The organism is Butyricimonas sp. Marseille-P3923 (assembly GCF_900184685.1).
Lineage (GTDB): Bacteria > Bacteroidota > Bacteroidia > Bacteroidales > Marinifilaceae > Butyricimonas > Butyricimonas muris.
Map to the genome: position 1 here is coordinate 336,212 of NZ_FXXL01000006.1, position 19,766 is coordinate 355,977.

Annotated in this window: 16 protein-coding genes and 1 pseudogene; 2 read left to right on the forward strand and 15 right to left on the reverse strand. The window is 46.5% G+C overall.

Translation table 11 applies throughout. The features are described 5' to 3' along the window. Positions 1 to 143 precede the first annotated feature (143 nt). The 9 genes from CS948_RS07305 to CS948_RS07345 form a co-directional block, all read right to left on the reverse strand. On the reverse strand, positions 144 to 1,556 hold the full coding sequence (locus CS948_RS07305) for a TolC family protein (protein ID WP_099291056.1): 1,413 nt from the start codon (positions 1,554 to 1,556) through the stop codon (positions 144 to 146). Next, complete coding sequence (locus CS948_RS07310; protein ID WP_099291830.1) at positions 1,553 to 4,684, reverse strand: efflux RND transporter permease subunit; 3,132 nt, start codon at positions 4,682 to 4,684, stop codon at positions 1,553 to 1,555. Before CS948_RS07310 ends, CS948_RS07305 begins: the two co-directional genes overlap by 4 nt. A 141-nt stretch (positions 4,685 to 4,825) precedes the next feature. Beyond that, complete coding sequence (locus tag CS948_RS07315) at positions 4,826 to 5,893, reverse strand: efflux RND transporter periplasmic adaptor subunit (RefSeq protein ID WP_099291057.1); 1,068 nt, start codon at positions 5,891 to 5,893, stop codon at positions 4,826 to 4,828. Between the two features lie 42 nt (positions 5,894 to 5,935). Then, on the reverse strand, positions 5,936 to 7,126 hold the full coding sequence (locus CS948_RS07320) for an ABC transporter permease (RefSeq protein WP_099291058.1): 1,191 nt from the start codon (positions 7,124 to 7,126) through the stop codon (positions 5,936 to 5,938). Between the two features lie 99 nt (positions 7,127 to 7,225). Further along, positions 7,226 to 8,398 carry an ABC transporter permease gene (locus CS948_RS07325; protein WP_099291059.1) on the reverse strand — a complete coding sequence of 391 codons (1,173 nt, stop codon included), beginning with the start codon at positions 8,396 to 8,398 and terminating at the stop codon, positions 7,226 to 7,228. Between the two features lie 73 nt (positions 8,399 to 8,471). Next, entirely contained in the window at positions 8,472 to 9,467 is a 996-nt protein-coding gene (locus CS948_RS07330; protein WP_099291060.1) for an HlyD family secretion protein, read from the reverse strand. Between the two features lie 42 nt (positions 9,468 to 9,509). Continuing rightward, on the reverse strand, positions 9,510 to 10,961 hold the full coding sequence (locus tag CS948_RS07335) for a TolC family protein (protein WP_176554967.1): 1,452 nt from the start codon (positions 10,959 to 10,961) through the stop codon (positions 9,510 to 9,512). 75 nt (positions 10,962 to 11,036) lie between these two features. Beyond that, positions 11,037 to 11,639: a TetR/AcrR family transcriptional regulator gene (locus CS948_RS07340; RefSeq protein WP_099291062.1), complete on the reverse strand. Its 603-nt coding sequence runs from the start codon at positions 11,637 to 11,639 to the stop codon at positions 11,037 to 11,039. Then, positions 11,636 to 12,235, reverse strand: a complete 600-nt coding sequence (locus CS948_RS07345; protein ID WP_099291063.1) for a TetR/AcrR family transcriptional regulator — start codon at positions 12,233 to 12,235, stop codon at positions 11,636 to 11,638. The genes CS948_RS07340 and CS948_RS07345 overlap by 4 nt, the downstream gene beginning before the upstream one ends. Before the next feature lie 222 nt (positions 12,236 to 12,457). Between CS948_RS07345 and CS948_RS07350 the strand changes: the two genes are divergently transcribed. Beyond that, positions 12,458 to 13,078, forward strand: coding sequence for an ORF6N domain-containing protein (locus CS948_RS07350; RefSeq protein WP_099291064.1), 621 nt, complete (start codon positions 12,458 to 12,460; stop codon positions 13,076 to 13,078). A gap of 91 nt (positions 13,079 to 13,169) precedes the next feature. On the opposite strand, the gene CS948_RS07355 is transcribed toward CS948_RS07350, so the two are convergent. The 5 genes from CS948_RS07355 to CS948_RS07375 all read right to left on the reverse strand — a co-directional run bounded on the left by CS948_RS07355 (position 13,170) and on the right by CS948_RS07375 (position 18,161). Further along, positions 13,170 to 13,529: a hypothetical protein gene (locus tag CS948_RS07355; RefSeq protein ID WP_099291831.1), complete on the reverse strand. Its 360-nt coding sequence runs from the start codon at positions 13,527 to 13,529 to the stop codon at positions 13,170 to 13,172. A gap of 8 nt (positions 13,530 to 13,537) precedes the next feature. Beyond that, on the reverse strand, positions 13,538 to 13,939 hold the full coding sequence (locus tag CS948_RS07360; protein ID WP_099291065.1) for a VOC family protein: 402 nt from the start codon (positions 13,937 to 13,939) through the stop codon (positions 13,538 to 13,540). Between the two features lie 223 nt (positions 13,940 to 14,162). After that, positions 14,163 to 14,960 carry a hypothetical protein gene (locus CS948_RS07365; protein WP_099291066.1) on the reverse strand — a complete coding sequence of 266 codons (798 nt, stop codon included), beginning with the start codon at positions 14,958 to 14,960 and terminating at the stop codon, positions 14,163 to 14,165. A gap of 1,122 nt (positions 14,961 to 16,082) precedes the next feature. Then, positions 16,083 to 17,465 (reverse strand): MFS transporter, encoded by a 1,383-nt coding sequence (locus CS948_RS07370; protein ID WP_099291832.1) that lies wholly within the window; start codon positions 17,463 to 17,465, stop codon positions 16,083 to 16,085. Between the two features lie 132 nt (positions 17,466 to 17,597). After that, entirely contained in the window at positions 17,598 to 18,161 is a 564-nt protein-coding gene (locus tag CS948_RS07375) for a cysteine dioxygenase (RefSeq protein WP_099291067.1), read from the reverse strand. 154 nt (positions 18,162 to 18,315) lie between these two features. Between CS948_RS07375 and CS948_RS07380 the strand changes: the two genes are divergently transcribed. Continuing rightward, positions 18,316 to 18,852 carry a TlpA disulfide reductase family protein gene (locus CS948_RS07380; protein WP_099291068.1) on the forward strand — a complete coding sequence of 179 codons (537 nt, stop codon included), beginning with the start codon at positions 18,316 to 18,318 and terminating at the stop codon, positions 18,850 to 18,852. Between the two features lie 50 nt (positions 18,853 to 18,902). Here CS948_RS07380 and CS948_RS07385 read toward each other — a convergent pair. Beyond that, a pseudogene (locus CS948_RS07385) lies at positions 18,903 to 19,715 on the reverse strand (KilA-N domain-containing protein). Between the last annotated feature and the right edge of the window lie 51 nt (positions 19,716 to 19,766).

The following is a 19,766-nucleotide window of genomic DNA, read 5'->3' on the forward strand; positions in this document are numbered from 1 at the left end:
GATAGGAAGAATAAAATACAATTGCAAGTAAATGAGCATCTTTCTTCATAAATCACGATGTACTCTTCTTGCATGATCACACGTTACTTTCCCCTCACACGGCTGTCAGCAATCACCGAATCACGGAATCATTCAATCCAAAATCAGTTCAGTCTTCCCGTCGCCTTCAGATATTTCGTTTCACTCAATCTCAATTCGGCCTTGGCATCGATCCAATCGCTCCACGCCTTCTGCCATTGGGCTTGTGCTTCCAGATAATTGGTAATCGTTTCCATTCCCACCTCGTACTGGTTTTTGCTCACGGTCAGGTTTTCTTCCGCTTGACTCAAAGACTTGCGAGTCAGAGTCACCCTCGTTCGGGCATCCTCGATATTATAACGGGCACGGGCTATTTCCAGCAACATCAATTGAGTCATCTCCTCTTTTTTCAATCGGCTCATCTCCTCTTCTGCCTTCATCGCCTTGATTTTACCTCTTCCTTCACCCCAATTGTATATAGGAATCTTCAATGACGCTATCGCGGAAAAAGAAGAAACATCCGTGGACTTCCCGTTCAACGAGATACCCCCGTGATACCCGTATGATGCGGATACCCCTAATTCAGGCAAGAAATCGGAACGTGTCAAGGCAACCTCCCTGCTCTTCAACTCGACCTCTTTTTCCAACAAATTATATTCCGGGCGTCCTTCCACCCCTTCATTGCTGTCCAATACCCCCGGCGTCACGTTCTCCTGCAAAGAATCATTCACCAGCAACGCGGAATGAAGATCTATGCCTATCACCCGACAAAGATTCATACCCGACAAAGCTCTCCCGTTCTCCGCCTTTTGCAACATTAACTCCGCCTCATTCAGACGCACCTGTGCTTTCAGCAAATCGTTACGGGAAGCCATCCCCGTTTCAAAAGCATCCGTCAGGTTGCGCACCAGCTCGGATACCACCAATTTATATTTCCCAGCGGAAGCCACCAACTCCACCACCCGCAAATATTGCCAGTACGCCTCGTCCGCCTCGGTAATCACTTCCGCCCGACTGTACTCTTTATTAATCTCTGCCATTTCTTTACCGATAGAAGCCATACGATAAGCAGAACGTACCTTTCCACCCATGTAAACGGGTTGTTCCAACATCACTCCCGCCGAATACGCCCCCCGCAAGCCTAATTCCAAATCAATATCCGGCATAAAAGCATATTGATTAAATATCGGGTTCCCGTCCGGTCCGATCAACGGCTCGTTCGTCAACGGGTTCAACAAATAATTCGGCTTCAACGTCCCGTCCAATTGAGGCACGAATGTCGGCAAATACCCCCCGTCAATCGTGAACGAAGTCTTTTTCTGCATGTAAGCATACAAGCCCGTCGCCGAGATTTTAGGCAAGAAATTGGCTCGATATGACTTCTTGTCCGCTTCCGCCTTTTCCTCTTGCTTCACGGCAATAGCCATTTTCTTGCTGCTCTCCAATGCCATTTCCCGGCATTTCTTCAAATCCAGATGTACCTGTCCGAAAACCGAACTACAGGCAACCGACAACAATATTACTAACGCGTATCTCATAACTCTTTACCTGTTACTTTTTTATCCTTGAAAAATACGGCATACAACACGGGGATAAACACCAGCGTGATCACCGTCCCCACCAACAAACCGCCCATAATCGTCACCGCCATCGAGCCGAACATATCATCACCCAGCAACGGTACCATTCCCAGAATCGTGGTCAGCGACGCCATCATCACCGGACGGAAACGAGAAGAAGACGAATCGAGCAATGCCTGTGTCTGAGCCTTCCCGGAAGCAATTTGCAACCCAATCTCATCCAACAGCACCACCCCGTTCTTAATCATCATACCGATCAACCCCAACGCCCCGACTATCGCCACGAAACCAAATTCCTTGCCACTGATCAACATTCCCAAAACGATACCGATTGCCGCCAAAGGCAAACAACAGAATATAATGACGGGTTTCTTGAAATCCTTGAATAACATGATCAATATAGCGATCATCAAAATTACCGCCAGCGGGATATTGGCAAACAAGTAACGCATGGAATCCCCGCTCGCCTTATGTTCTCCCAACCATTGCATCGCGTAACCCTCCGGCAACGCTATCGTGTCGATTTTCGCCAATAACAGCTTCCGGGCGCTCTCGGCTGTATACCCGGGGGCATTATTACATTGCGCCCGCAAAGCACGCTGCCCGTTATAGCGACGCACCACGGGATCTTCCCACTTCATCGTGATTCCCCGCGTAGCTTGATTCAACGGAATCGAACCGATCGTCTGTGACAACAAATCTTCACCCGAAGTCGTCCCCATCAACAAACCTTTCAGCGTTTCTTCATTCAAAGCGGCAGTCGAGGGCAACATACTCCACACGGGAATATTATCCAAGGCTTCCACCTTCTCGCCCTTACTATCCAGACTCTTCAGATAAATCGGTTTGGCATGCACCCCCTCGTAATACGAGCCGATAGGCATTCCATCCGTGGCGGAAAGCATGGAAAGTCCCACGTCCGAACGGGAAAGACCAATCGCTCGGGCAATAGGCTGGTAATAATTCACCATCAGAGTCGGCGTCATCGGCTCCCAATCATTCGTCACCAGCATCACCGCGGGTTCATCCCGCATGATCTGCTCCGCCTTCTCCGTCAACTCCTTCAACACCGCCGGATCAGGTCCCGTGAACATCAACTCTATCGGGTATTTCTTGTACATCAGGTTATACCGCTTCATCCGCACGTAAGCGTCCGGATAATTCGCCGTGAGATAATCCTGTATCTCCTCCATCGTTTCTTTCAACGCCTCCGGGGTCGTGTAATCCACGATCAACTCCCCGTAACTCATCGACGGTTCGGCAATAGACCGTACCAGATTGTAGCGGGCAGGAGTACCCCCTATACTCGTCGTCACGTGTGTCACCTCGGGGCGGTTCATCAAATAGTCCTCGAGCTCCGCCAAATCGGATTCCACCCGCTCCACTCTCGTGCCCTCCGGCATCTTGAATTCTATATATAACTGCGTGTAACTCAAATCCGGGAAAAAACCCTGCGGGATATACCGGTACAGGAAAGCCGTGATCGCCAGCAACACCACGACCACCCCGATAGCCATCGACTTGTGCCAAAGCATAAAAGAAAGGAATTGCCGGAACAAACGATATATCTTACTGTCATACAACTGCTCTCCGCTCTTCTTGGCTTTTACCTTCAAAGAATGATCCGCATGAATCGGTATATGCGTCAATGCCAGCACCCAACTCAACAACAACGACACCGCCAGCACGATAAACAAATCCCGCACATATTCCCCCGTCGTATCCGGGGATATAAATATCGGGAAAAACGCCAGTATCGCTATCAACGTGGCTCCTAACAAAGGCATTGCCGTCTTCTTCGCTATATTCGTCAACGCCGCCGGACGCTTCACCCCCCGTTCCAGATCGACAAGGATACCGTCTACAATCACGATTGCATTATCCACCAGCATCCCCATCGCCACGATCAAAGAACCCAACGACACCCGTTGCAACGTCCCGTCAAACAAATAAAGCACCACGAAAGAACCTAGCACGATAATCACCAACCCGGTACCGATAATCACACCGCTCCGGAATCCCATCGTCAGCATCAGCACCAGAATCACGATAACCACCGACTCGATCAGGTTAACCATGAACACGCTTATCGCGTCATTCACCCTGTCCGGCTGAAAAAACACCTTGTGAAACTCAACACCCGTGGGAATCCTCGATTCTTTCAGTTGTTCCAGTTCCCGATCCACCTTCTTTCCCAGACTCACGATATTCCCGCCTTTCTCCATGGACACGGCAAGCCCGAAAGCCCGTTTCCCGTCATAGCGCATCTCGTTGCGGGAAGGTTCCTCGTATCCTTCCGTCACGCTGGCAATATCCCGCAAGCGCAACTGATCGTCCTCGTGTCCCTGTATAATCAGATTCTTTATATCCTCTACCGAATGATAACTATCATTGACCGCCACCCGCAAACGCTGATCCCCGCTGTTAAAATAACCGGGATACACCGTCTTGTTCTGGTTATTCAACGTGGCAAGCACCTCCATCGGATGCACTCCGAGATTTGCCATTCTATCCTGCAAAATCTCTATATTGATACACGCCGTCCGGTTCCCGTAAATCTCCACCCGACGGACACCTTCTACTTCCTGCAATTCACGTTTCACCAGTTGGGCATAGTCCAACAATTCCTCGTCACCAATACCGTCCGTCGTAATCGCGTAAAACATCCCGTACACGTCACCGAAATCGTCCATCACCACGGAAGCCCGTGCCCCATCCGGCAATTGCGCCTGCGCGTTAGTAACCTTGCGGCGCAAAATATCCCATTTCTGTTCCAACTCATCCGGTCCCACGGTACTCTCCAACTCCACCGTAATCATCGACAAATCAGCCATCGACTTCGACTCTATACTACCGATAGCCCCCATCGAACGGATGGATTTTTCCAACACGTCCGTCACTTCCAATTCCACCTGATGCGCCGAAGCCCCCGGGTAAACCGTCACCACCATAGCTTGTTTCACCTTGATTTCCGGGTCTTCCAGCTTACTCATCGAGATAAAAGCAAAAATACCCCCAATCACCAGTACGGCAATAAAAAACTTCACCAGCGCCTTATTATTCAATGCATATTCCGCGAGATTCATCATATTTTGTTGCTTCGCAACGTTTAAAGTTCATAAAGTTTATAAAGTCCATAAAGTTTATAAGGTCAATGGGCACCGCGGGACGCTTTGTTCACGGCAGCATAGCTGCCGAATCTTAAATCTAAAATTTTAAATCTAAAATTAAAGCAGCCCCCCCACGTTCGTCTTCGATACCGGCTTCAACAACTCCACCTGCATCCCCTCCTTCAAACTATGCACACCTGCCGAAACGACAATCTCACCGGGAACCAATCCCTCGGAAACGATCACTTCACCCGTCCTCAATAACTTCTTCAACTGCACGGGACGTTTCTCCACGGCCTGTTTCCCCGGATTATACACCCACACGGAAGCCTGTCCGTTATCCTCGAAGATCGCGGACAACGGCATAATCACCAGTGCATCCATGTTAGGATTATAACTTATCGTCACGTTCACGCTCATTCCGGCAGCAATATCCAACCCCTCCACCGGCTTCAGACGCAACCGCATCCGGTAAAGCTGATTCAAATTAGCCTTTCTCGTGATTTCTATCAATTCAAGAGGAAACTCCTTTCCCGGAAATACATCTATCGTGCAAAAAAACTCCTTAAACTGATCCTGCCGTACAAAATCACTTGACGGAATATCAATCTCCACGTCAAAATAATTACTGTTAATCATCGACACTACCGGATAACCCGCCGCTACCGTTTCATGCGCGTCATAATATTTATGCTGTACATACCCGTCAAAAGGAGCCGTCAGATGCGTATCCTCCAACGCATTTTTATGCGCGTTATACTTCGCCGTAATCTGGTTGATTCCCGACACCGCCTTGTCATAGTCATTCACGGGAACACTTCCCCGCCGGTACAGTTCCATCACCCGCCCGGCTTCCTCCTTCACCTGCTTATACTCCGCCTCGGTCGCCGACAACTGTATCTCGTAATCCCGAGGGTCTATCCGCGCAAGCAACTGACCTTTTTTCACGAATGCCCCCACCTCCGGGAACACGTTTTTTATAGGACCCGCTACCCGAAATGACAATTTCACCTCCGAAGCAGCCTTAACCTTCCCCGGATAAACAACAGACAATTCTCCCCGGTAATCTCTCACCGTATCGGCTTTCACCGTTGCTCTCGTACGCTCTTGTCCGGACTTATTATTCCCGCAAGCACACAACAATAAAACGATCCCCAGCAGGGGAAGCACAACACCTTTCATCATCTTTTCATTTAAACATTCAGATTCAGTATCTTTCTGTCCCGGTTACGAAACCACTAAATCTTTTTTATTTTTTAGCTTTCTATACTCTATTTTATACAACAAACATGCCACAATAAAATAAACCGCCACTAAAATCCACAATCCCCAGAACTCCGGCAATACCTCTGACAAGGTGGCACCCGTGTTATTAATTTTCACGAAACCGTCTATCCCGAACGACGAGGGAAACAACTTGCCGAACCATACCCAATACTCCGGGATAGCCGACTTCGGCCACGAGATCCCCGAAATAAACATCAACGGTACCGACGTGAATACAAATATCAGAAACGGCATTTCCCGTTCCCGGCTCAAGAATGACATCGCGATCGCGAAAAAGACACACGCCAACAAGAACGGGAACAAAAACAACATCAATTCCCCCCGTTCCCCGATCTGTGTCATCCCAAACAAACGGGGCACGATAAAAAATACCCAATACCCCATGACAAAATAAACCGGGAGATAAGCGAACGCCTTACCCAACACTACCCGCACGGGACGACAGAAATGACATCCCACGGGCAACTGGCTTCTTTTGCGACGCCTGTCCCGTTCCGTCCCGGCAATCGTTCCCACTCCCAGCAACAAAGATTGTTGAATCACCAGAATCAATACCGCCGGAATCAGGAAAGAAGTAAAACCACCCTGCGGATTAAACAACTTCACGTCCTGAATCTTCACGGGCGACGCTTTAATCTCTTCCGTTATCTTCGTGGCATACTCCATACCCCGTATCTGGATATCCTTACTCATTTGCAAAGCCACATCCGTTGCCGCCATAAGCAAAGCCTTGTAATTTAACAAAGCCCCCATATCACAGAACAGCGACACGTGCGCCTGCTCCCCGAGAGCTATATTCTTGCTAAAATCCTCCGGTATCTCCAGAACCCCGTAAATATCTTTTTTATACATCAAAATCTTCGCCTCTTCCATATCCGCACAACGTGCCACGACATCCACGCTTGCCGTCGCATCCCAGTTCCGGATAAACTCCCGACTCGCCGCCGACTTCGAATGATCGACCACGGCAACAGGCACCTCCCGTGCGATCTCGTTACTATAAATGAACGTGTACACGATCGGGTAACCCAACGTCAACGCCACAAAAAACGTCAACACGGCATGATCCCGAAAAATCGAGTAAAACTCCCGTTTGAAAACGTAATATATATCTGTCCAAAAAATCATCATTCCATTTTAGATTTATGATTTATGATTTTAGATTTCAACCTGCAACTTGCCGCAGGCAAATGCAACCTGTAACCTGCAACCCGTAAGCCGCTCCGCGGCTTACGGCATATATTTAAACTCCAACAAATCCAACTTCAATTTCGGCAGGATAAACAGGGGCAAAAACAGGAACACAACCAATGCCGCGTAATTCTGCCATGAATAGATCATCGGTATACCATTCAAAGCTTGATCCACGTAAATCAAAAAATAGTGACGCATCTGGAATAGGTTAGAACCGAGCTGCGCCAATTCCGGCATCGAACGTACCGGATACGTGAAACCGCAAATAGAGAATGACAACACTCCCCACAAGGCACATACACTCAATGCTATCCGACTGCGCCGACTAATCCCCGTCACGAACAACGCGAAACACTGCGCCGAAAGAATCATCAGCACCATCGCCAGAAACATCGGGAAGTAACCGCTATTCAACGGGAAATGAGCGTAACCGTACAGGATAGACAGATACAACATACCCATAATCGTGAAAATAATCGCCTGCGGGAGCAATTTACCCAACAACGCCACGACAATCGAGTTGTTCCCGACACTCAACCACTCCCTCGAAGTCCTCTGCTTAATCTCCTCGCTGATACTATACACCGTGGTAAACATCACGAACATACACAGGAACGCGGGCAACAGGAAATTCGCCAGATAAATGGCGTAACTCAACCACGGGTTATTCAACGGGTGAGTATCCAACACCACCGGCATCAACTTCGCCGTCAACACGGGTTGATTCTCCCCTCGTGCCAACAATAAAGTTTGTTGCACCGCCCCGTTCGCCAGATTCGCCTGCATACGCATATCCTTGTAGAGCAGCGAACCCGCCAAAAAATAGGTATCATTCGTGTAGAACGACAACACGGGTTCGCTCCCCGTCGAGGCATCCCGCCGGAAGTTCGCCGGGATATAAAATATCCCGTACACATCCCCCCGTTGCAAAGCCTCCCTCGCCTCACTGAAATTCGCCGACCGCATCACCACATCCGTCTGGGCAAAAGCATTCAGCGAACGCACCAACGAACGTGAAGTCGTCGTGTTATCCTCATCCACGACCGCCACGGGCAACTTCTTCGGCAACCCGTCCTTCAACAAATCCATGAAAAACAAAAAACAAAACAGCGGGGCAAAAACCATCACGAACCAGTAAATCCGATGCCCTGCCAGCATCCGAATCTCCCGCTTCATCAGCGCCCCCACCGCCTTTATATTTTCACGCATAGTTTAAATTTTAAATTAAAGATCAAATATTCCTTCCATCCGAAAAGTAGTATTCATTTTCAATTTTCAACTTTCAATTTTCAATTTTTTTTAAAACGCTCATCCCCGGCCTCAGCCCTTCCACCTTCTCCATCGGCACCGCCTTCACCTCAAAGGTCTTCGCGTCATACTGTCCGGTTGTCTTCGTCGCCCGCCAAGCGGCATAAGTTCCCATATTCTTCAAATAAGTCACTTTCAAACGAACCTCTTTATCCCCCAACGCCGGAATATAACCCGTGAACTCGGCACCCATCTTCAAATCTCCGAGCAAATCCTCCCGCACGTTAAACACCACCCACATATCCTCCAAATCCAACACGTTCATCACCGGAGAACCCGTTCCGACCAACTCTCCCACTTTCGGGTAGCGTTCCGAAATCTCCCCGTCAATCGGGGATACCAAAAAAGTTTCCTTGATATAGGAACTCACCTCCTCGACTGCCCCTTTCGCCCGATTTACCTGAGCCTCGGCAGCCATTTTATCTTCTTTCTCCGCCCCGTTTCTAGCCATTTCGTACTGGGCTTTAGCCGCCTGTTCGGTTGCCAGCATAGCTTTATAATTAGCTTCCGCCTCATCCCGTTTCTGGGCGGACATCACCTCACCCTCGTACAACTTTTGCACCCGTTCATACGATTTCCGGGCAACCTCAAGAGCCGCCTGTGCTTTCTTCCAAGTTTGATAAGCCATCGCTTTTTGCTCCTCCCGAGCACCTTTCTGAGCCTTATTACTCATCGCTTGGGCTGCATCCTCCGCCGCCTGTGCCTGACTCAACTTCGCCAACACCTCCGGACTATCCAGAATCGCCACCGTGTCCCCCTTCTTCACCCGGTCGCCCTCGTTCACCAGAAACTTCTCGATTCTCCCCGGCACCTTACCGGAAATCCGAACTTCCGTCGCCTCCGCTTCCCCTTGTATCACCTCCGGCACCGGCTCCCAGAATATAAATCCAAAAATAGCCACTAAAAATACGATAATCACAATCCCCGTGAACATCAATACCTTCCCGCTAACCTTTTTTTCCTCTTTCATAACTTCCTTATATATTATAATCTCTCAATCAAAAATCTAAAATCATAAATCCAAAATTCCATACGCTTTTTCCAAATAAACCTTACACAACCTTGCCTCAATCCTCGTGTCTATCAATTCGGAATTAGCCGTCAGCCATGCCGTCTGTGCTTCCAGCACGTTCAACACGGGAATCGTACCCTCTTTAAAGCCAAGGTTAGCGAACTTCAGATTCTCCTCCGCGCGTTCCAGATTCTTCTCCGCCATTTTCAACTTCTTCGCGACCTCCTTCATCTTAAACTCCGCTTGATTCACCTGCAACTCAATCTGTTCCTTCGCTTCCTCCAACTTGTAATTCATAACATTGGTCTGTGCTTTCGCGTTCCGCAGGCTCTTGCGGGAAGCCCCCCAATGAAAGAGCGGTGCTTTTATTCCCACTCCCACGCTCCACATTCCCTCGAACTTACTACGCACCCCGTCATAAAAAGAAGGCGTACTGCTCAAGTAATTTGCCGTCAGTGCCACCGTCGGCAAATACTCTGAAAGTACAATCTTTTCCTTTTTCTTGTATATATCCGAGGCAAATTGCAGGCTCGCCACTTCCGGGCGACGGCTATACACCTGTTCGAGAGATTCCTCCGGCACCATTTCCACTTCCGTTTCGGTCATTTCCTCTTGCAACGCCACGATGGTATCCGTCGGCAAACCGCAAATCTGGTTCAACAACATCCGGGACAAACTCAACCCGTTATCCACCTTCGTCTGCACCATCTCCCCCTCGTTCAACTTCACCCGCACCGAAAGCACGTCCGCTTTCGTCGCCACTCCCGTCGAGTGCATCAATTCAACATCGTTCACGAACTTCTGCAACGTCTGCACGTACTTGTCCGCTAACTTTTTCCGGTTAACCAGCGATATAATCTGCCAGTACGCCTCGTCGGTCGCCAGAATCACGTTCTGCATCTCCTGCGCGCGCTTGCTTTTCGCCAATTGCTCGGACAACCCCGCTATCTGGTTATATGCCCTAATCTTTCCGCCCATGTACACCGGCTGCGTCAACCCCACCTGCACGATTCCCAAGTTACGGGCATCCACGGACATCGCCTCCTTCGGCAGAAGGGCGTAATCCTTCGGCACGTACTGCCCGTTCACCATAACCGGCTTACCGTCCGCACCGACCATCAACTGATCCGGACGAAACGTGAACTTCCCGTCCGACCCGATAGTCCCCACGGGCAAATGCGCATCTTCCGACAAAAGATTAATCTCTTTCTGGTTACGCAGGTACACCCCCATGGCATCAATGCCGGGCAAATATTTCGTGAAAGCCTCGGCCTTTTGTGCCTCACTCGCTTTCACCTCCTCGTCTGCAATTTTCAGTTTTTTGTTATTCTCCACCGCCAAGCGTCGGCAATCCTCCAAACTTAACACTTGCTGCGCATTCGTTGCCAATGTAAAGCACAGAAAAACAACACTCCAACCGATTCCTAATTTACATACTGTAAACTTTTTCATCACCTTATCGTTTTTATTTTCCTCTTTCAATTCTATCAGTTTTTATACTTTTCGGTATGTTCTTTTATAAAAATCTCACCCCACTTTCACGAGCGAATAAAGCTGCTCGTACTGGTAACGCACGGACGACAAAGCGTAAGCTATATCTTGATGCATGACCACGTAATGAATCAACCCAACGCTGATATTCAGCAAATTCTTTGCCAAAATAGACGTATCCACGTCATCCCGTATCTCTTTATTTTTCTTGGCCTCCAGAATCACCCCTTCCAACTTCGACATCCACGAGATTTTCGTGTTACTCACCATCTGTTTAAACTCCGGGTAAAGCGAAATCACCTCCACCATCAGCGACAGGCACAAAATCTCCGGGATATCGCTATCAAACCGCTTTGCCCCGTAATTCTCTATCTCCAGCAAATTATGTATCGTCAAATCAATAAACTCCCTCAAGGAATGTACACGCCCAATCTCCTCCGCCCTCCGGCAATTCAACATCCGGTAATACCTCGTGACACCTTCCTTCAATACCTCCTCCTTGTTCAGAAAATGATAATAAAAAGTACCTCTCGTCATCCCCACGGCTCTTTCCAAATCCGTGAGAGTAACCGCCTTGTATCCCTTCTTGAGGAACAACAGGAAAGCGGTCTCGATAATGGTATCCCTCGTTCCGTTCATTTTTTTATCAACATATAATATTGCTCGAACTGCATCCGCATATCGGAAAAGACATACTGCAAATTCGGCTCCTCAAATTCAATATTCAACATACTGCTCGACACCGACATCAAGTTACGCGCCAACACCGAAGTATCCAGCGTTTCCCGAATCTCCCCCTTTTGCTTCGCTTTCAGAATCACGCGCTCCCAGTGTGTCAAACGAGTTTTCGACAACGTGTAAATCCGTTCCCTGAAAGCGGGAAACAACGGCGCCACCTCCAGCACAAGCTGAAAAAACAACACTTCCAGAATGAAACACCCGAAAAACTTCTGCGCCAAATCGGCACCTTCCTCCTTGTTCCGAATTACCAAATCAATATACTCCCGCAACGTCGCCACCCGCTCCGCGTCCTCGTCACTCTCCTCCCGCGTGATACTGAAATAACGTTCGATTCCGGCCTCCAGAATCTCCTTCTTATCCTTGAAATAATAATAAAACGCCCCCTTCGTCAACCCTGTCGCCTGCTCCAAATCCTTCAAAGACGTACCTTTATACCCCCGGTTCAAAAACTGGAGTAACGATTTTTTCACTATTTCATCCCGAAGTTCAGCCATAAAACTACTTGTTACTCTTTGCAAAGATAAAGATAAAAATTGAAAGATAACTGTAGTACGTTAAAAGTACAAAAAGTGTTACCAACGGGAAAAGATATACAGTATAAAATAAACAGAAGAGCAAGGGAAAAACTAAACTTTTCTAAACTGAAAAAAGGAGTTCTTTAAATTAATTTCGTAATATTGCACTTACTGATTGACTCTACCATTAAAAACAAACATATGAAAAACAATGATATAGAAAAACAAAATGGGAACGTACTCCCGAATACCAGCCTGCTATTCGAACAAGTACGACAAAGAATCATACCGTTTAGAAATAGCGAGGCGATATTAGATGCGGACGTTGCCGAATTGTATGGCGTAAAAACGAAGGAAATAAATCAAGCCGTTCGCAACAATCCGGAAAAGTTTCCTGTCGGGTATATTTTAGAACTTAGCGAACAGGAGTTTGCCGATTTGCGGTCAAAATCATTGACCGCAAACATATCTCCCAAATCCCGTGTGCTTCCCAAAGCGTTCACGGAAAAAGGACTTTATATGCTTGCCACCATATTGAAAAGTCCGAAAGCTGCACAAGTCACCATTGCCATCATAGAAACATTTGCCATGGTACGCCAGCTCAAGCGTGAACTCCGTGCTCTTCATAGTGAAACGGATGATAAGAAGCAGCAATCAAAAATGCGGCATTTCGGAGAAATGCTTTCCAATATCGTCATGCCCGATTTGGAAACATCCGAAACGGAATCAAGCCTAGAAATCAACTTCTTGATAGGCAAAATCAAGCATACCGTGAAGCGTGTAAAAAGACAGAACGATTCGGACCATACGGAAATGGAATAAATTATCGTTATCATGTGTAGCACATTAAAAGTATAAAAAGCAACTTAAAAGAGAAGAACTCTTTTTTGGGGCGTGTCAATCTAATCCGGTCTTACTCCACGGTTACCTTAAAACGACATTTTTCCGCGCCCCCCAAAACGGTTTCAATTATTTCCACACGGATATTTTTATCGGGCAACAAATTTCCGATAATATACAATACACTCTGGCGTGAACATTCGCAATGTGACACGTCTTTTATTTTTCCGCTTACCACTTCCGGACAAACACACGCCGGGTAACCAATTTCATAAACGTGTCCTTCTTCAATTATTTCCGCGAAAAGCCATTCCGTATTCCCGTATCGTTTATACTGTTCGTCTAAACAACAGCCACATTCTTCAAATTGCTTTCTTTGCATTGGCAATACCGTATCCTTGACACAATGTATCGCCTTATCTCTATAATCCAACAATAACCCTATTTAGCATGAAGAGGAGTATAAAGCTCTATTAAATTTTCCTCCGGGTCACGAAAATGAACCACACTCATTCCCCACTCAGGCATATCGGTCGGCTGATTGACAAATTCGATTCCTTTCAATAGAAGCGCCCGATAAGCATCATCCACGTTTTCCACCTCAAAAGATACCATTGATTTTTCACGATATCCCACGGGCTGTTCTTTGTCCGCGTTACCCACCGCCGGAGCCATATCATCAGATACAAATATAGCAAACCCTTCTATCCCATCGGCTACTTTGAACGAAGCATAACCACTCTCCTTGTCCCCCCAAAGAGGTTCAAAACCAAGTTTTTCCGTGTAAAACTTGAAACATTTCTTGTAGTCTTTAACTAACAATCTTACCCCTGCAAATTTCATATCATGTAGTTTCTTGAAATTAGTTTACTCGATTTGACATTCAACATTTAAAATTTCGAACACTCCTTTTCTGTCATCGATAATAAAATTTCAGGAGCATGTACTGACAAAGATAAGCGTTTATAAGTTTCTTACAACAATACCCGGGATTTATATTTCCCTCTCCTGAAAAATTAAAAAACTGACATCATACTTGATTAACACTTCCGCAAAACCAAGTTCATCAATTCTCCTTACGGCATTTACCGGCATCCTGTAATATTCTTTCCATCTTCTTCTCCATGTAACAATTCGTGATATGCCAACGATGCTCGTCAAGCCAATACCTGTCCGCTTCGCGAGTTCCGGGATTCAAACCGTAATCTATACAGCCGAAATCCACCAAGCAAGTGACATCCCGGAACAAGCGGCTCAATTCTTTCGCCGACAAATCGTTGTAACAACACTTCACGGTATGAATCTTTTCCGCTCTTTCGGCAACCCGCAATTTTTTCAACCTGTTGAAACGGCAGGCGAGCGTGTGCAACTTGAAACAACGGGACAAATTCAATTCCGTCAAGTAATTGCAATCACATTCCAACCCCATCAAACCGGAACAACCCGACAAATCCAGTTTACGCAAATTGTTACAAGAACATTTAAGGTAATACAAACGCGGGCTATCGCCAAGGTACAATTGCCTCAGACCACAATCTATACAAAAAAAATGACCTAAATGAACGCAATCCCGAACCCTGACACTCGTCACGGGAATATGCTCGATTATAAATTCCGATAACCGCATGGCGGAAACGGTCACCGTGACCACGCGATTAACCCCGCGGTACGAGTGTTCACAATAGGGTCTTTTAGGTGTCCGCCAGTAATCCGAATCCTCAATACCCGGCTTGGGTGTGGCGTAACGCTCACTGCTCCCGTCACCCCAATCCACGACACACTCGTCCGCGTACACGTAAAATCTTATTTCCTTGGTTTTTCGCGTGTTGACGACTATCTCGATTTTTTCTTCCTGTTGTTCCATACTTCGTTATTTAAGTTAGTAAAAACGGGAGAGGGCAAAACGTCTTACCCTTCTCCCTTAACGCGGGTGGTAGTCGCGTATTGATTACCCGCGTTCCTGTATTCCAAGTTTGTCGAGGTGTGCACCTGCCGGCTCTTCCCTCCTTTGTTTTTCAAAAAAGGAAAGGGGAGGAGCTAATTTCCCCCTTTCCGGGCACGGGTTCAAATAGCTGGTTGCAAACATTGTAAATTCAATTTAAAACCCGCGCCAAAAAAATTCTAATTTGTCTACTTTGTTGAAAAATAACCCGATGCTAAAATCATCCGGTTATCCAGTACTTATATTTCAGCCGGAGTCCTCAAAAAACGAACTCCGGACTGAACAAGTCAACCCGGAGCTGTAGTATAACGGCAAAGGGGTTGACTTAATCGTGTGAAGTAGGAACGCCACCACGAAAAAGCAACCCCACGCCGCTATATTATATATCCATAAAGAATATACGAATACAACGACATGAGTGTTGCAATCCCGTTTCCCGTGACTAATCGTCTTGAATCCTACTTCAAGGAAACGCAAATTATAACCTCAACATCGTAAACAGGACATCATCAGCGGCTCTCCGCACAGTCCATAATACAAAGGTAGAAAAAATTTTCATTCTTTTACAACTTTCCGCGCGAAATTATATTCCTGTTCACACGTGAACAGCCTTATACCCAAAAAACAAAGAAGCTGTTTCCACTATCGGAATCACGGTAAAGAGCAGCACGTTTATCTCCACACGACCTGTCAATTAACTGAAATTAACAAGGAGAGAACAGTTCTGAAAAAAGTATTATCATATAATCTAAGTTATACTTTCTATATACCAACTCCTATTCATCTCCTATTCAACTCCCATTCAACTCCTATTATAAAAGTAAAAAAATAGTATTTGAATAGGAAATAAATTGAGATTCATTTATCGCTAATATTTAGTAAAACCATATATTATGTTAATTATTAATTTATCTTATACAGCTAATAGAGAGAAACACTACTATTAAACGTCCGTGACACAAGCCATAACCATGAATATCACGAAAACAAAAAACGCCTCCCGCGAAAGCGGAAGACGTCTTATATCTAATTGGGAACAATTCCTTATGCCACAGCCTTTTGGGCATCCATGCGCCGTACCACCCGACCGTAAATAATCAAGGCAATAGCCGACACCAAAGCGATAGCGGCAAAATAATACCATATGTAATGCGCGTTAGCCGAAGCGGCAGCCCATTCTGCCTCGCTGCTGAACAAAGCTCGATCGGGACAATACTTGCTCAAGAGGAATCCCGACAACCCGAACCCGAAAATGGATGACAAAAAGGAATGCAGATGGCTAAAACCGAGGTACATTCCCTCCTCCCCTTTCGGTGCCTGTAACGAGAAATATTCCAGAAAACGGGGTGAAATAAACACTTCCGCCAATCCTTGGAACACGATACCCACTATCATCATAAACGCCACCGGGTGCAGCCCGAGGATTTCCCCGCCTCCCAGCATATTCCCGGACGCCATGCACAAGGCGGAAACGGGCATGATAAACATACCGCAAGTCATCGAGAACAAGGCCGATTTCTTCCGCATCAATGAAGTTACCAGATTCACGGTCAACACGACCACCAGCGGGTTCACGTTAGCGTACCAACCGATGGCACTCGCCTCTCCCGCCAAGCGCGTCACGTATTTCGGCATCGTGGCGTACAACTGGTGTTGCACCATCCAGAATCCGGTGATAATCAAGATCAGCACGATCAATCGCCCGTTGGAACACACTTTTACCAAACCCGTCCATATTTGCCGGAAAGTTTTCCCTTCCCCGGCGTGTTTATCACTCTTGTAAAACAAATAAATCGCTATCAAAGCCAGAAAAGTCATCGCCGCCGAGAAATAATTCAACACGATCATTCCCTCGTGCCCCATGGCATCCCGTAAGGGAGTCACCAGCACTTTACCGGAGAACGCCCCGATATTCACCATCCCGTAAAAAATAGCGAACCCGCGGGCACGGTTTTTCTCGTCCGTTTCCTTCGCCACCGTACCGGAGATCACGCTCTTGATAAACGAGCCCCCGACGATAATCAGTATCATAACCGGAATAATCCCGTAACGATAAGCGCTTTCCTGCAACCCCGTGAACTTGGTCACGTAGCCGTATTCAACCAACCCCGTCGTGGACAGGAAACTCGGGAACAACCCCAGCCCCAAATACCCCAGCGACAGCAGGGCAAACGCCAACAACATTGATTTCCGGAAGCCGATCTTGTCGGCAAGAGCCCCCGAAAATGTCGGCAATAAATACAAACAAGCGGAAAAAACTCCCGCGATCGTGGCAGCCTGAATATCCGTGAAACCCAGCACGTTGCTCAAATACAACGTGATCACGACAAATACCCCGTAATAGGCGGCACGCTCCAGCAACTCTACCGTGTTGGCAACCCAAAACGCTTTACTAAACTTTACTCTCTCTTTCTTTTTTGTTGTCACACTCATACAATTAATTTATTACTAACATTTTCACACGCCTGCAAAAATAATATTTTCTGGTTATCTACCAAATGACTCATGTCAACTTGAATCACTGAATCATGATAAACAAGCGCGGTTGATTAGTTAATTTCAATTGTAAAAGATTTTCACCCCATCCCATTTTTTACCCTTTAATGCATCGTCCGAATACACGTGCAGGCTGTGTGCCGTATCGCTCAGACAGGTGATACGATGGATATGATTGTCGAATTTTCCGGCTTCCCCGATGGCGTATAATCCTAAAACATCATTGATTCTCAATTCATCGACCAAACGGATACCCCCTTCACAAGGTTCAAATATCTCGACAAGGAACTCCCCGTCGGCAAAGGTATACCCGGCAAACTGCGGGTGCGAGTGAATGGCGGTACGATTGCCCTTCTTCCACGACATCACGATAGCTTCCCATCCCGTGCGGGCATCCCGTCCGATATAGTCGCGAACATACGTATCATCCGCGAATCGGTCAAATGCAGCCAACGGGTTATTCCTCACGAAATCCAACACGTACGTTTTCACCTGTTCGCCCATTGTTTCGTCTATCGTACCGGAACGCACGATGTCCAGCAATCCGTCCATAAAGTTCTCGTACCCGGCAACCAGACAAGGAGCAGCCGCGAAATCCTCTCGTAAAATATTCTCTTTTTTATCCATAATAAGTAATCGTTTATTTTATCACACGCAAACATACAAGAATTTCCGCTTTCGTTTTTATGCATATATACTTACTTCTCGATGCATAAAACACGTAATATTTTTATAATTCCATGTAATTCACTATCTTCACGCTGAAATTAGAAACAAGATTATGAAGATTATATCTGTTATATTGCTTACGTTATTCGCGTTGCTCTTTTCTTCTTGCGTGAAAGATAAAGACCAAGAGGGCGAAATTGAAAACTATATCGAGGCAGGTGACAAACTGCCGGATTTTACCGTGAAGAACGCTGCCGGGGAAGAATTGAACAGCGAGGAACTGGAAGGACAGGTGACTTTGCTCGTGTTCTTCGTGACCACTTGTTCGGATTGCGAACGGGAATTACCGAAAATCGAGGAAGTATGGGAAAAATTGAAAGAGAACCCCGATTTCAGGCTTGTCACTGTTTCCAGAGAAGAAACCGTTTCTACGGTCAACAAATACTGGGAAAAGGAAAAATTCACGATGCCATTCTTCCTCGACTCCAAGCGGGAAGTTTTCTCGCTTTTCGCCAATAGCACGATCCCCCGCCTCTACTTGTCGAACCGGAAAAACATCGTAACTTGGATGGCAATTGAAGAAATGGAGTTAACCACAGAACAATTGATAAAGAAAATAGAAGAATTGATAAAAGAGAACGCCGTCTAAGCGAACCGAAAGCATGCCAGACACCTATTATTCAAATTAGCGACACAGTTCTATTTCAACATTTTTCGACCCTCAACCTCTGTCAAAACCTGCATTTGCTGAATGGCAATCCGGTTCAACTTTATTAGCCGTTCACGTTGCGGAAGTCCCTCATTGATAAATACAGCATTAAGGTTCTCCATATTTGACAGACAAATTAACTCATTTATCGTTGCGTAATCACGGATATTACCTTTGAGGTCTGGATTAGACTCCCTCCAATCCTTTGCCGTTATTCCGAATAGTGCTACATTCAGCACGTCGGCTTCGTTGGCGTAAATAATCGAAGTTTGCCTTGCAGTAAGTTCCGCGGGGATCAAATTGTGCTTAATAGCATCTGTATGAATATGATAATTAATTTTCGCCAATTCTCGCTTCGCAGACCAACCTAGCGTTTTTTGTTCCTCTATTTTCAGTCTCTTAAACTCCGTAACAAGGTATAACTCAAACTCCGCCGAAATCTATGCTGCAAATTTGAAGGCAATATCTGAATGGGCATATGTTCCGCCACCGTAGCGCCCGGCCTTCGATGTCATTCCAATGGCATTTGTTTCGCAGATCCACTTTTGGGGCGACATCCAAAAATGTGGCTTTGCCGATTCATTTTTAAACCCCTCATAAATGTGGGGTTTAAAATTCGGATTATTCAGCATTTCCCACAGACCGATATATTCAATTGTACTGTAAGTCCTTAACCACAAACTGATTATCTGTGATGGATTTTCCGCATCTCGAATTTTGGCAATGTCTGTCAGCGAAATATAATCTTCTTGATCTTTCTTGTAAAAGACTATTTCTGTATTCTTTACTGTTATCTTAGCCATACTATAGTCGCAATTTTTCACAAAGGTATAAATTTCTATTGTTCTGACAAC